Here is a 13,239-nt window from a genome sequence, read left to right as displayed (position 1 = left end):
CCGCCCCGGCGGAGTCCGGAGCGATCCCCAACCGAACTGTGACATGATTCCGTCGACATCCCGCCGTCGCGGTTCAAGCTTTCGTCAGCATGCTTACTATACTGAGGGCTAACACTTCCGTAGAGAAACGAGCATCGCATGACTTCGGCATCCGCCACGCGTTCCCTCCCCTATCCCCTGGGCGTCACGCTGCGTGAAGACGGCGCCAACGTGGCGATCTACTCGCAGACTGCCGACGCCGTCGACTTCTGCGTCTTCGACGGAGACGGCAACGAGACCCGGACCGCGCTCGCCGAACGCACCGGCCACGTCTTCCACGCCGTGGTCCCCGGCGTCGAGGTGGGCACCCGCTACGGGATCCGCGTCGACGGGGCCTGGAACCCGGACGCCGGCCTGCGGCACAACGTGAACAAGCTGCTGCTGGACCCGCACGCCACCGCCGTCGAGGGCGGCTACGACTGGGGCCAGGCCGTCTTCTCGCACGACCTGAACGATCCGACCGTCTTCGACGAGTCCGATTCCGCCGATTCGACGCCCCGCTGCGTCGTGACCGACCCGTCCTTCGACTGGGACGCGGGCTCCCCCGACATCGCGCCCCGCACTCCCCTCGCCGAGACTGTGGTCTACGAGGTCCATGTCAAGGGCTTCACCCAGCAGCACCCGGACGTCCCCGAGGACATCCGCGGCACCTACGCCGGCCTGGCGCACCCGGCGGCGATCAAGCACCTGACGGACCTGGGCGTGACCGCCGTCGAACTGCTCCCCGTCAACCAGTTCGTCCAAGACAGCCACCTCGAGGAGAAGGGCCTCCGGAACTACTGGGGCTACAACAGCATCGGCTTCTTCGCCCCGCACGGCGACTACAGCTCCGCGGGCGACGGCGGCGGCCAGGTCGCCGAGTTCAAGGCCATGGTCAAGGCGCTTCACGCGGCCGGCCTCGAGGTCATCCTCGACGTCGTCTACAACCACACGGCCGAGGGCAACCACATGGGCCCCACCCTGTCCTTCAAGGGCATCGACAACGCGGCCTACTACCGCCTCGTCGAGGGCGAGGAGTCGGCTTACTTCGACACCACCGGCACGGGCAACAGCCTCAACGTCGGCCACCCCGCCGCCCTGGGCCTGATCATGGACTCGCTCCGCTACTGGGTAACGGAGATGCACGTCGACGGCTTCCGCTTCGACCTGGCCACCACGCTGACCCGCCAGGACGGCAGCGCCGAACTACACAGCGCCTTCCTCACCCTGATCGAGCAGGATCCGGTCCTCGCTCCGGTGAAGATGATCGCCGAGCCGTGGGACACCGCCGGCTACCAGGTGGGCGGCTTCCCGGCCGACTGGTCCGAATGGAACGGCAAATACCGCGACGACGCCCGTGACTTCTGGCACGGCGGCGAGAACATCCTGGGCGACTTCGCCCAGCGCTTCCTCGGCAGCCCGGACGTCTACGAGGGCAGCCGCCGCGCCCCGCTCTCCAGCGTCAACTTCATCACCGCGCACGACGGGTTCACCCTGGCCGACCTGACCGCCTACGACGAGAAGCACAACGAGGCCAACGGCGAGGACAACAACGACGGCGAGAGCGACAACCGCTCGGCCAACCACGGCGTGGAGGGACAGACCGACGATCCGGCGGTCAACGAGCTTCGGGACCGCCAGCGCCGTAACTTCCTCTCCACCCTGCTGCTCTCCGCCGGCGTCCCGATGATCCTCGGCGGCGACGAAATGGGGCGCAGCCAGGGCGGCAACAACAACGCCTACTGCCAGGATGACGAGATTTCCTGGTTCGACTGGAACAAGGTGGACGGCGACCTGCTGGAGTTCACCACCCAGCTGATCACGCTGCGGCGTGAGAACCCGGCGCTGCGCCCCACCTGGTACCGCCACGCTCCCGAGGCCGGCAGCGCGGACACCGTCCGGGTGCTGCGGGCCGACGCCGAGGGCTTCGGCGACGAGAACTGGACCGAGGACCACCGCGCCATCGCCTTCGTGCTCGAGCACGAGAGCGCCGACGCGTTCGCGGTGCTCTTCAATGCGGCCGAAAACGGGGTGGAGTTCACCATCCCGTCGGCACCCGGTCAGGAATGGGAGCTGGCGCTCTCCACCGACCCGGAGCAGCAGGTTCAGGCCCCGGTCGAGACCCTGATCGTGCGTGACCGCTCGGTCACGGTTCTTCGTTCGCGGGCCTGATCACACCCTGAAGTGACTGTGGGGCGGGACCATTCGGTCCCGCCCCACAGTCATGCCCAGGCCGCTGTGGCCTGCGTCCTGGCTCTTAGCGGAGATCGGTCCGGCCCGTGCCCTGATCGTCGAGACACGGCGAACGCTTACCGGCGGGCGCCCCGGTGGAGCGCAGGCAGGTGCACTGCGGCCCCTTGGTCCCCGGCAGCGACGTCCAGACGAACCGCTTCATCTTGTTGTAGAGCCCGAAGTCGAGTACCGCCCCGTCCAGCCTGGGAGCAAGGTCCGCGCTGACGCTTAGCTCCACGGCGTCCTCCCCCGCCTGTTCCAGCTGGCACCGCAGCGGTTTCCGCGGCAGGGTCCTGGAAAAATAGAGGCCCTGCTTCCGGCATCCGCCGTCGGCCAGGTAGCAGTGCAGGGTGCCACCGAACACGCCGATCATCTCCAGCGCGGCGTCTGTGACGAAAAAGCGTCCATGGCCGGGGATGGCCGCCCCGGTTCTCGCGGGGCTCCCCTCCTCCGGATGCACTGATACCCGGCCGGTCCGTTGCCTAGCCGGCAACGACGACGACCGTTCCGACGTTGCGGACTCCGCCCCGCACCGCCTGCTCAATGGACCGGGTGGCTTCCGACAGCTCGGCCATGGTCCAGTGGGCGTGCGCCGGGGTGGTGACCTCGACGTGGAGCCGGTGCCCGGACCAGCGGAGCCGGACGGTGGATCCGGGTGCCACGGGTTCGATGGCCGCCTCGGTCCGGTCCACCAGGGCGGGGTCGACGCCGTCGAGCAGGCGCCGACCGATATCCCGCACCGTTCCCCAGAGCAGCACAAAGATGGTGATCGAGATCAGGATGCCGATCAGCGGGTCCGCCAGCGGGAAGCCGAGCCAGACGCCGATGACGCCTGCCACCACGGCCAGGGAGGTGAACCCGTCGGTGCGGGCATGCACGCCGTCCGCCACGAGGGCCGCGGAGCCGATTTCCTTGCCGACCCGGATGCGATAGACGGCTACGATCTCGTTGCCGGCGAAGCCGATGAGACCGGCCGCCAGCACCCAGCCGAGGTTGGTGAGGGGCTCGGGCTGGAAGATGCGGATGACCGATTCGACGGCGGCGACGACGGCGGACAGCGCCACCATGGCAACGATGAACAGGCCGGCGAGGTCCTCGGCCCGGCCGTAGCCGAAGTTGTAGGTCCTGGTGGCGGCGCGGCGGCTGAGGATGAAGGCGATCCAGAGCGGCACCGCAGTCAGGGCGTCCGAAAAGTTGTGGATGGTGTCTGCCAGAAGCGCCACCGAGCCGCTGAAGAGGAAGACCACCAGCTGCAGGAGCGACGTAACGGCCAGGACCACCAGCGAAATCTTCAGCGCCCGGATGCCCTTGGCCGAGGATTCCATGGCCTCATCGACGGAGTCCGCGGCGTCGTGGCTGTGCGGGACGAACAATCCGTGCAGGAACCCACGAAGTCCACCCGGGTGTTCGTGGCCATGGTCGTGCGAGTGGTCGTGCGAGTGGTCGTGCCCGTGCCCGTGGTCGTGCGAGTGGTCGTGGTCGTGACTGTGCGCATGGTCGTGATCGTGGTCGTTCGCGTCGTCGTGGTCGTGCTGGTGGGCGGCGGCCTGCGGCACGCTGCCGTCGGTGATGTCTTTCATGCCGTTCCGCTCTCTTGGTCTGCGTGGTGGTGCCGGGGGGTGCCGCCCAAGGTGTGTTCGGCTTGGTAGATCGCATCCGCCACGAGCTGGCGGGCGTGTTCGTTCTCGAGCCGGTAGTACACCCGCGTGCCCTCGTGCCGGGTGGAGACGATCCGCGCCATGCGGAGTTTGGCGAGATGCTGGGAGACCGCGGACTGGGGCTTCCCCACGGTCTCGGCCAGCTCGTTGACGGACAGCTCGCCCTCGCGCAACGCCAGGATGATCCGGACCCGGGTGGCGTCCGCCAACATCGCGAAGACCTCGACGGCCAACTCGACGTACTCGCCGTCGACGTCCAGGCCGCACGGCTTATCTGCATTCATGCGAATATTATGACACAGAGGTATTGGCGGAATTTTGGCCCGCTCCGGTGACTTGCCCATAAGTGACAGCACTCAACGCAGTCCCGCACTGCACAGACCCGGGAGGCACCATGCCACTGATCAACATCGACGTCGTCGAAGGACGCACCGAGGACCAGCTGCAGGCGTTGCTGGACACGGTTCACGAGTCCATGGTGGACGCCTTCGAGGTGCCGCCCACCGACCGATACCAGATCCTGACCCAGCACAAGCCGCACGAGATGGTCGCCCTGGACACCGGGCTGGGGATGACCCGCAGCAACGACCTCGTCGTCCTGCGCTTCACCAGCCGGCGCCGGGCGGAAGACGCGAAGCAGAAGCTCTACCGGCTCCTGGCCACGGGACTCGAGGCGAAGTGCGGCATCAGCCCCCAGGACCTGATCGTCACCATCACCGAGAACGACGCCGCCGACTGGTCCTTCGGCAACGGCACCGCCCAGTTCCTCACCGGGGAGCTTTAGGCTTCCTCCCCCGTACTGTCCCCGGCAAAGTCCACCGCGGCGGCGTCCTGCACCGCCGCGGTGCGGCCCGGGGCGGTGTGGAACTGCCAGTAGAGATTGGTGTGCGCAATGACCAGGTCCGGGCTGGGGGCACCCCACTCGGACTGGTCCTCGGTGGTGTGCGCGTCACCCACCAGCGTCACGTCGTAGCCGCGGACGAACGCGCCGTGGATGGTGGACCGGATGCATTCGTCCGTCTGGGCGCCCGACACCACCAGCCTGCCGATCCCGGCCGACGCGAGGACCTCCTCCAGGTCGGTGTCCTCGAACGAGTCGGCGTACTTCTTGTGGACCACCGGCTCGGAGTCGTGCGGGGAGAGCTCGGGCACGATTCCCCACTCTTCGCTGCCGCGTGCCAGGTGCTCGGAAGAGTGCTGCACCCAGACCACCGGAACCCCCGCCTCGCGGGCCCTCTCGACCAGCCCACCGATGTTCCGGACCACCCGGTCCCGCTCGTAGGCTCCCTCGACGACGCCATTCTGGACGTCGATCACGTCCAGGCCCGTTGTCGGCCGATCGGCGAGTGTTGTCATTGCGCACCCCTTCGTGCTGTTTCTGCCGGTGTAATGAGTCGCGCCCATGCTAGCCGCGCGGGGCGACGAAATCCACGGTCCGGGGAACCGGCCGGGGATCGGTCGAGCTTCCGGGCACAGGAATCCGGTCCTGCCGATCCCGGTTAAACTTGGGGCATGCCCCTTAGCGCCCCAGCACCGCACCAGAACCAGCCCCTAGACGGGCGCCGCCCCGCGCCGCGCACCGCGATCCTGGCGGCTGCCGCGGACGCGCTCCTGATCTTGCTCTTCGCCGCCATCGGGCGCGACGCCCACCAGCGCGGCGAAATCGTCACCGGCGTGCTGGCCACCGCGTGGCCGTTCCTGGCCGGAGCCGCGGCTGGCTGGCTGGTCTTCCGTCTCTGGCGCCGTCCGCTGGCGGTGTGGCCGACCGGCGTCGTCATCTGGCTCGCCACGGTGGCGGTGGGCATGCTGCTTCGGGCCCTCACCGGCCAGGTAGTGGTACTTCCGTTCGTGATTGTCGCCCTGATTGCCGTCGCCGTTTTCCTGCTCGGCTGGCGCCTCCTGGCCGCGGGCGTGAGGCGGCTGCGCTCCCGCCGCAGCGGGAGCTGATGGACTAGGCTTGCAACCATCCGGGCCTGCCCGCACCGGCGGCTTCGGCCCTGCTGCGGCACCCCGGCAATGATGCACCCGCTCCGAAAGGTCCCCACGTGATCACCGCTTTCGTCCTGATCAAGACTGACGCTTCCGCCATCCCGGAGACGGCCGAGAAAATTTCGTCGATCCCGGGCATCAGCGAGGTCTACTCCGTCACCGGCGAGTGGGATCTGATCGCCATCGCCCGGGTGGCCAAGCACGAGGACCTGGCGGATGTCATCGCGGACAAGCTCTCCAAAGTTCCAGCTGTGGTGCACACCACCACGCACATCGCCTTCCGCGCCTACTCCCAGCACGACCTCGACGCGGCCTTCGCCCTCGGCTTCGAGCAGTAAGCGCCTCGCGCAACAAAGGCTCAGGCAGTAGACACCCGAGCGCTCACAGCCACGCGCGGCCGGCGACTGTTTAGTCGCGGGACAGCGCCACCCAGCGGTCCAGGACGGCGGCGGCGGCACCCGAGTGCACAGCTTCCTCGGCCCGCTTCATCGCCGCGGCCATCCGCTCGGTCAGCGGCCCGGCGGCATCCAGGTCGAAGGCCACCAGGCCCGCCGCGGCATTAAGCAGGGCCGCGTCCAGCGCCGGCCCGGGATCTCCGGCCAGCACGGACCGAACGACGGCGGCGTTCGCCGCGGCGTCGCCTCCGCGCAGTTCCGCCACCGTCGCCTGACGGATGCCCAGCTCGCGCGGGTCGAAGGTCTGCTCGGCGACGTCGCCGTTCCGGATCTCCCAGATGCGGGAGGGGCCGGTGGTGGTCAGTTCATCGAGGCCGTCGTCGCCGCGGAACACCAGGCCGCGGCTGCCGCGCCGGGCCAGCACCCCGGCCACCAGCGGCGCCATCCGCTCGTTGGCCACACCCACCGCGGATGCCTGGACGTGCGCCGGGTTGGTCATTGGCCCCAGGAAGTTGAAGGCCGTCGGAACACCAAGGTCGCGCCGGGCGACGGCGGCATGCCGCATGGAGGGGTGGAAGACCTGGGCGAAGCAGAAGGTGATGCCCGCTTCTTCGGCGTTGCGGGCCACCCGCGGGATCGGCAGGTCCAACCGGACGCCGAGCGCCTCGAGAACGTCGGCGGAGCCGGACGCCGACGACGCCGCCCGACCGCCGTGCTTGACCACTTTGGCGCCGGCGCCGGCGGAGATGAGCGCGGCCATGGTGGAGATGTTCACGGTGTTCAGCTGGTCCCCGCCGGTGCCGACGATGTCCAGCTTCTCCCCGGCGATCTCCAGCGGGTTGGCGGAGTTGATCATCGACTCGACCAGGCCTGTGAGTTCGGCCACCGTCTCGCCCTTGGCGCGCAGCGATACAAGGAACCCGGCCACCTGTGCCGGCGAGGCCTCACCGGACATGATCGAGGCCATGGCCCAGGCGGTGTCGCCGGCGGTGAGGTCCTCACCCTTGATCAGGGCGCCGATAAGGCGCGGCCAGGTCCTGCTTGCAGCCGGTGTAGATGCCTGGGAAGTCACGGTCCGATGCTATCGAGCCGGGAGCCGCAATGCCCAATGCGAAGGCCCGCGGAACTTTTCCCCGCGATTTCGCGTCTTTGTAGAAAAAGTGCCCTCAAAAGGCGGTTCGCGTTGGGCACACAGGACTTTTACAGACATAATGTCTATGTGACATCTGCGACCCATGCCCCCAGTACCCCGGCGCACCCCACGCTGAACCGCCCGAACATGGTTTCCGTTGGAACCGTTGTCTGGCTCTCCAGTGAGTTGATGTTCTTCGCCGGTCTCTTTGCCATGTACTTCACACTCCGTTCGACGTCCGGACAGATGTGGGCTGAAGAGACGGCCAAGCTCAACTTCCCCTTTGCGCTCGTTAACACGATCGTCCTCGTGGCCAGTTCCTTCACTTGCCAGATGGGCGTCTTCGCCGCGGAACGGCTTCAGCCGCGCCGCCTTGGCGGTCCGCTGAGCTTCTCCCGCTGGGGAATGAATGAGTGGTTCACGCTCACATTCATCATGGGTGCGTTCTTCGTGGCCGGCCAGTCGACCGAGTACGCCATGCTCGTCTCCGAGCACGTCTCGCTCTCCTCCAACGCTTACGGCTCGGCGTTCTACATGACCACCGGCTTCCACGGCCTCCACGTCATCGGCGGCCTCATCGCGTTCCTGCTCATCATGGGACGCTCCTTCGCGGCCAAGAAGTTCGGACACTTCGAGGCAACGTCCGCGATCGTCACCTCGTACTACTGGCACTTCGTCGACGTCGTGTGGATCGGCCTCTTCCTGGTCATCTACGTCCTCAAGTAGCCACCCCTTGTCTCTCTTTCTACAAGAGATAGAATTTCAAGAAGCGGCTCCCGGAGCCAACGCAGCATCGAAAAAAGGAACCACCACGTGAAGGCACTCTCGCAGAAGCGACGTCACCCACTGGCAGCAGTTGCACTGTTGCTGATGGGCCTCCTCATCACTGGTGGGCTGTACGCCGTCGCCACCACCGTCAACCAGGCCAAGGCCGACACCACGAGCTTCAGCGCAAGCGACGCGGAGGAAGGCGGCAAGCTGTTCGCCGCCAACTGCGCCACCTGCCATGGCATGGGTGCCAGCGGATCGCAGGCGGGCCCGTCGCTCGTCGGCGTCGGCGCCGCCGCGGTTGACTTCCAGGTGGGAACCGGCCGTATGCCCATGCAGATGAACGGTCCGCAGGCCTACAAGAAGCCCGCCCAGTTCAACGAGGAGCAGACCCACCAGCTGGCTGCCTATGTAGCCTCCCTGGGCCCCGGCCCCTCCATCCCGGAAGCCGGAGTCCTCGACGAGAAGGGCGACGCCGCCAAGGGTGGCGAGCTGTTCCGCACCAACTGCGCCATGTGCCACAACGCCGCCGCTGCCGGTGGCGCGCTGACCAAGGGCAAGTTCGCCCCGGCCCTGGCCGACGTGTCCGGCAAGCACATCTACGAGGCCATGGTCACCGGCCCGCAGAACATGCCGGTCTTCTCCGACGCCAACGTCTCCCCCGAGGGCAAGCGCGACATCATCACCTTCCTCAAGCAGATTGAATCCAACGGCTCCCCGGGCGGCAACGACCTCGGCGCCCTCGGCCCGGTCTCCGAAGGCCTGTTTGTCTGGATCGCCGGCCTGGGCGTCATCATCGCCTTCACCATCTGGCTGACCTCGCGGACCTCCTAGGCTCCGCACCCCGTAAGAATTTCTGCCGGCCCGCCGGCAGGTTGAATTGAAAACTAACCCGGCGAGAGCCGGGACGAGAGAAGGATGAGGCGAATTATGGGCAACCATAGTGACGGCAGTCCGAACCACTCGGGCACCGTAGCTACGGCTGGTCAGAGCGAGGTGGAGAAGTTCCAGGATCCTGGAATTCCCCCGCACCGTTTGCGCCTGGCTGACACGGACCCGAAGGCCGCAAAGCGAGCGGAACGGCAGGTGGCCCTCCTGTTCGGCGTATCCGTCGTTGGTACCCTGATATTCCTGGTGGCGTACTTCGCCATCGATCTTGGAAACGACTCCTCGATCGCCACCATCCGGCTGCAGAACACCCTGCTGGGCATCGGCACCGCGTTCGCGATGCTGGGCATCGGCACGGGCATCGTGCACTGGGCGAAGGCCCTCATGCCGGACCACGAAGTGTCGGAAGAGCGTCACGCCATCCGCACCGAAGAGGACCGCCAGGCCGCCGTCCGGATCGTCGACGACATCGTCGAGGAAACCGGCATCAAGCGCCGCCCGCTGATCCGCAACACCCTGCTCGGTGCCGTCGCCCTCGCCCCGCTGCCGGCCCTGGCCGTCTTCGGCGACCTCGGTCCCCGTCCGGACGACAAGCTGGCCCACACCATGTGGGCACCGGTCAACGGCAAGACCAAGCGCCTCACCCGCGACCCTGATGGCACCCCCATCAAGGCCTCGGACGTCACCATCGGCTCCGCCTTCCACGTCATCCCGGAAGGCCTGAACGAGCTGGAGTCGGGCAAGCTGAACGAGAAGGCCAAGTCGGTCGTCCTGCTCATGCGCCTGAACCCGGAATCGCTCAACCCCTCCCCGGGGCGCGAGGACTGGGGCTACAACGGCATCGTTGCCTACTCCAAGATCTGCACCCACGTCGGTTGCCCTGTCGCTCTCTACGAGCAGCAGACGCACCACCTGCTGTGCCCGTGCCACCAGTCGACCTTCGACCTGACCCAGGAATGCAAGGTCATCTTCGGCCCCGCCAGCCGGCCGCTCCCGCAGCTGCCCATCGCCGTTGACGATGAGGGTTACCTCTACGCGACGAGCGACTTCAAAGAACCTGTTGGACCTAGCTACTGGGAGCGTGATGAGCATGAGCGCAACATCAACAGCTGACACCCCCACCTTCGTCGCCAAGACCAAGGGCGGCCGCATCACCGACTTCGTCGACCAGCGTGTCGGCGGATCGGGCATCCTCCGCGAATTCGGCCGGAAGGTCTTCCCCGACCACTGGTCCTTCATGTTCGGCGAGGTGGCGCTGTACTCCTTCGTCATCCTGCTGCTCTCCGGCACCTTCCTGACCTTCTTCTTCGATCCGTCCATGGCTGAGACCCACTACCAGGGTTCCTACATGCCGCTGAAGAACGTCGAGATGTCCGTGGCATACAACTCCTCGCTGAACATCTCCTTCGATGTCCGCGGCGGCCTGTTCATGCGCCAGGTGCACCACTGGTCGGCACTGCTGTTCGTGGCCTCCGTGGCCGTGCACATGCTCCGCGTGTTCTTCACCGGCGCGTTCCGCAAGCCCCGCGAGATGAACTGGGTCATCGGCTCCGTCCTGCTGATCCTGGCCATGGCCGCCGGCTTCACCGGTTACTCCCTCCCCGATGACCTGCTCTCCGGTAACGGCCTGCGCATCATCGACGGCGTGATCAAATCCATCCCCGTGATCGGCACCTACATCTCGTTCTTCCTCTTCGGCGGCGAGTTCCCGGGCACGGCCATCATCGGCCGCCTGTATGTGCTGCACATCCTGCTGGTTCCGGCCCTGATCCTCCTGATGATCGCCGCGCACCTGTTCATGGTCGTCGTGCACAAGCACACCCAGTACCCCGGCCCGGGACGCAACGACGGCAACGTCGTCGGCTACCCCCTCGGCCCGGTCTACGCGGCCAAGGCCGGCGGCTTCTTCTTCATCGTGTTCGGTGTCATCGCCCTCATGGCCGGTTTCTTCACCATCAACCCGATCTGGAACTACGGTCCCTACGACCCCTCCCCCGTCTCCGCAGGCACCCAGCCTGACTGGTACATCGGATTCGTCGACGGCGCCCTCCGCCTGATGCCCGGCACGTTCGGCAACTGGCACGTGGAGCAGATCTTCTTCGGCCACGTCTTCACCTTCAACGTCCTGCTGCCGGCCCTGGTCCCGGCGGGCATCCTCTTCACCGTGATGTTCACTTACCCGTGGATCGAACGCTGGATCACCAAGGATGACCGCGAGCACCACGTCCTGGACCGTCCGCGCAACGCCCCGACCCGTACCGCCATCGGCATGGCCGGCTTCGTGTGGTACTGCGTGATGTGGGCGGCGGCTGGTTCCGACCTCATCGCCACGCACTTCCACGTGGCCCTGAACGACGTGACCTACTGGCTGCGGGCGCTGTTCTTCATCGGCCCGGTCATCGCGTTCATCGTGACCAAGCGCGTCGCCCTGGCGCTGCAGCGCAAGGACCGCGAGATCGCCCTGCATGGCCGCGAAACCGGCCGCATCGTGCGCCTGCCGCACGGTGAGTTCATCGAGGTCCACGCCCCGCTGGACGAGTACAAGCGCTACAAGCTGGTCGGCTTCGAGTCCCCGAAGCCGCTCCCGGCCCAGCCGAACGAGAAGGGTGTGGTGGACCGCAAGGAAAACCGCCGCGCCAAGCTCTCCCGCTGGTTCTTCGAGGACCGGGTTGCACCGGTCACGCCCACGGAGCTGGCGGCGGCCCACAGCCACCACGGCGCCCACGAGGCGGTCGAGGCAAACGCCGAGCAGAAGACGCTCAGCCACTAGTCTCCCCTTGTAAGACACAGAAGAGGCCCGGTCCATCAGGATCGGGCCTCTTCTGTGTCTGCCGGGGCGTCCGAAGCACTCGGCTGGTACTTGCGGCGCCTAGGGCCGGTAGCCGCTGGCGTAGTTCCTGGTTGGACGGACGCCGGGCCGCTGCAACGGGACCCAGAGCTTGTACCGGTCGGCCCGGTAATAGGAGACCGAGTAGTCCACCATGGCGCGGGCCACGAAGGCGTGCCGCTGGATCTTCAGCAGCGGCGAACCTACCTCGACATTGAGCAGCCTGGCGGTCGACGGCGAGGCGGCGGTCGCCTCGATCATGTCCTCGCCCCACTCCATCAGCAGGCCGTAGCGTTCGCTGAGGACGTTGTAGAGCGACGTCGGCGGCTCACCGTCGAGCAGGCCCGGCACCCGGTGTGCGGGAATGAAGTTCTCGTCCACGCTCATGGGTTCGTTGTCGGCCAGCAGGAGCCGCCGGAAGCGGACCACGGGCGTTCCCTCCTCCAGTTGGAGTTCGCGGGCCAGGAACGCGCTGGCGCCAATCTGTTCGAAGCTGAGGACCTTGGCCGCAGGGACCATGCCGCGGCGCTGCATTTCCTCGCTGTAGGAGGTCAGCTTCACCTGGAGGTCCAGCTTTGGTTTCCTGACGAACGTCCCTAGCCCCACGACCCGTTCGATGACCTCCTCACCGACGAGGGCGTCGATGGCCTGGCGGACGGTCATGCGGGCCAGCCCGAACCGCTCTGAGAGCTCCCGCTCCGACGGCAGGGCCGAGCCCGGCGGGCAGGAGGTGGCGATGTGGGTGCGCAGGATCTCGCGCAGCTGGACGTAGATGGGAACCCCGCTGGAACGGTCGATCTCGCCGGCCATCCGGGCGGCGTTACTTCCCACGGCCGGGCCTCGTGCAAGCTGTCATGAATTAAGCGTAGGGCACCCGCGCCACAGGTCTAGACCAATCCGGGCTCGCGGTTTCCCGGCTCTCCGCTCCCCCGGCTACGCTGGAGGCTGCATCTTTCGCTTGACCCCATCAGGAGCCTCCCTTGCCCGTACACAAGGCCGTCATCCACGCCGAAATCGGATTGCACGCCCGGCCGGCGGCAGAGTTTGTCCGCGCCGTCACCGCCACCGGCCTGCCCGTCACAATCGCCCGGCCCGGCCAGCGCGGCGTGGACGCCCGGTCCCTGCTCGAAGTCATGACGGAGGACTTCGAACGCGGCTGCGAGGTGGAGCTGGCCATCGACGCCGCCAGGATTCCGGAAGGCCGCAGCGCCGAGGACGCGGAGGCCGCCCTCAGCGACCTTGGCACCCTGCTGGCGGAGCAGTAACAAACAAAAACGACGGGGACCCCACCGGATGGTGGGGTCCCCGTCGTCGTTAGCGGTGCCGGGCGAA

General features: G+C 66.9%; 15 protein-coding genes. 9 read left to right on the top strand and 6 right to left on the bottom strand.

Features of this window, described 5'->3' with window-relative positions; translation table 11 throughout:
* The first annotated feature begins 138 nt into the window (after positions 1-138).
* Positions 139-2,190 (top strand): glycogen debranching protein GlgX, encoded by a 2,052-nt coding sequence (gene glgX, locus AB0O44_RS06500; RefSeq protein WP_364135648.1) that lies wholly within the window; start codon positions 139-141, stop codon positions 2,188-2,190.
* 85 nt (positions 2,191-2,275) lie between these two features.
* On the opposite strand, the gene AB0O44_RS06495 is transcribed toward glgX, so the two are convergent.
* From AB0O44_RS06495 to AB0O44_RS06485, 3 genes are all read right to left on the bottom strand, one after another.
* On the bottom strand, positions 2,276-2,623 hold the full coding sequence (locus AB0O44_RS06495) for a peptidase (RefSeq protein WP_364135826.1): 348 nt from the start codon (positions 2,621-2,623) through the stop codon (positions 2,276-2,278).
* Between the two features lie 109 nt (positions 2,624-2,732).
* Entirely contained in the window at positions 2,733-3,830 is a 1,098-nt protein-coding gene (locus AB0O44_RS06490; protein ID WP_364135645.1) for a cation diffusion facilitator family transporter, read from the bottom strand.
* Positions 3,827-4,192 (bottom strand): metalloregulator ArsR/SmtB family transcription factor, encoded by a 366-nt coding sequence (locus tag AB0O44_RS06485; RefSeq protein ID WP_364135642.1) that lies wholly within the window; start codon positions 4,190-4,192, stop codon positions 3,827-3,829. The genes AB0O44_RS06490 and AB0O44_RS06485 overlap by 4 nt, the downstream gene beginning before the upstream one ends.
* A gap of 110 nt (positions 4,193-4,302) precedes the next feature.
* On the opposite strand from AB0O44_RS06485, the gene AB0O44_RS06480 reads away from it, so the two are divergent.
* Positions 4,303-4,692, top strand: coding sequence for a tautomerase family protein (locus AB0O44_RS06480; protein ID WP_364135639.1), 390 nt, complete (start codon positions 4,303-4,305; stop codon positions 4,690-4,692).
* Here the strand turns inward: AB0O44_RS06480 and AB0O44_RS06475 are convergent.
* Positions 4,689-5,264 (bottom strand): cysteine hydrolase family protein, encoded by a 576-nt coding sequence (locus AB0O44_RS06475; RefSeq protein WP_364135636.1) that lies wholly within the window; start codon positions 5,262-5,264, stop codon positions 4,689-4,691. The two genes, AB0O44_RS06480 and AB0O44_RS06475, sit on opposite strands and share 4 nt — an antisense overlap.
* A 156-nt stretch (positions 5,265-5,420) precedes the next feature.
* Here AB0O44_RS06475 and AB0O44_RS06470 point away from each other — a divergent pair, with 156 nt between their 5' ends.
* Together AB0O44_RS06470 and AB0O44_RS06465 are read left to right on the top strand one after the other, a co-directional pair.
* On the top strand, positions 5,421-5,855 hold the full coding sequence (locus AB0O44_RS06470; RefSeq protein WP_290257807.1) for a DUF3054 domain-containing protein: 435 nt from the start codon (positions 5,421-5,423) through the stop codon (positions 5,853-5,855).
* A 98-nt stretch (positions 5,856-5,953) separates the two neighbouring features.
* Positions 5,954-6,235: an Lrp/AsnC ligand binding domain-containing protein gene (locus AB0O44_RS06465; RefSeq protein WP_290257806.1), complete on the top strand. Its 282-nt coding sequence runs from the start codon at positions 5,954-5,956 to the stop codon at positions 6,233-6,235.
* 70 nt (positions 6,236-6,305) lie between these two features.
* Here AB0O44_RS06465 and trpD read toward each other — a convergent pair whose 3' ends face one another.
* Positions 6,306-7,364: an anthranilate phosphoribosyltransferase gene (gene trpD / locus AB0O44_RS06460; RefSeq protein ID WP_364135632.1), complete on the bottom strand. Its 1,059-nt coding sequence runs from the start codon at positions 7,362-7,364 to the stop codon at positions 6,306-6,308.
* 111 nt (positions 7,365-7,475) lie between these two features.
* On the opposite strand from trpD, the gene AB0O44_RS06455 reads away from it, so the two are divergent.
* The 4 genes from AB0O44_RS06455 (at position 7,476) to AB0O44_RS06440 (ending at position 11,850) form a co-directional block, all read left to right on the top strand.
* A complete protein-coding gene (locus AB0O44_RS06455) occupies positions 7,476-8,150 on the top strand; it encodes a heme-copper oxidase subunit III (RefSeq protein WP_290257804.1) in 675 nt (224 codons plus the stop codon).
* 87 nt (positions 8,151-8,237) lie between these two features.
* Positions 8,238-9,026 (top strand): cytochrome c, encoded by a 789-nt coding sequence (locus AB0O44_RS06450; RefSeq protein WP_290257803.1) that lies wholly within the window; start codon positions 8,238-8,240, stop codon positions 9,024-9,026.
* Between the two features lie 96 nt (positions 9,027-9,122).
* Complete coding sequence (locus AB0O44_RS06445) at positions 9,123-10,193, top strand: Rieske 2Fe-2S domain-containing protein (protein WP_290257802.1); 1,071 nt, start codon at positions 9,123-9,125, stop codon at positions 10,191-10,193.
* Positions 10,171-11,850, top strand: coding sequence for a ubiquinol-cytochrome c reductase cytochrome b subunit (locus AB0O44_RS06440; RefSeq protein ID WP_290257801.1), 1,680 nt, complete (start codon positions 10,171-10,173; stop codon positions 11,848-11,850). Before AB0O44_RS06445 ends, AB0O44_RS06440 begins: the two co-directional genes overlap by 23 nt.
* A gap of 99 nt (positions 11,851-11,949) precedes the next feature.
* On the opposite strand, the gene AB0O44_RS06435 is transcribed toward AB0O44_RS06440, so the two are convergent.
* Positions 11,950-12,717, bottom strand: coding sequence for a GntR family transcriptional regulator (locus AB0O44_RS06435; protein ID WP_364135824.1), 768 nt, complete (start codon positions 12,715-12,717; stop codon positions 11,950-11,952).
* A 170-nt stretch (positions 12,718-12,887) separates the two neighbouring features.
* Here AB0O44_RS06435 and AB0O44_RS06430 point away from each other — a divergent pair, with 170 nt between their 5' ends.
* Positions 12,888-13,172, top strand: coding sequence for an HPr family phosphocarrier protein (locus tag AB0O44_RS06430; RefSeq protein WP_290257800.1), 285 nt, complete (start codon positions 12,888-12,890; stop codon positions 13,170-13,172).
* The last annotated feature ends 67 nt before the right edge of the window (positions 13,173-13,239 follow it).

The sequence above is a fragment of the Arthrobacter sp. NPDC080082 genome, assembly GCF_040686595.1.
Classification (GTDB): Bacteria; Actinomycetota; Actinomycetes; order Actinomycetales; family Micrococcaceae; genus Arthrobacter.
The sequence above is the reverse complement of the archived record's forward strand: the minus strand, read 5'-3'. Positions and strand labels throughout refer to the sequence as shown.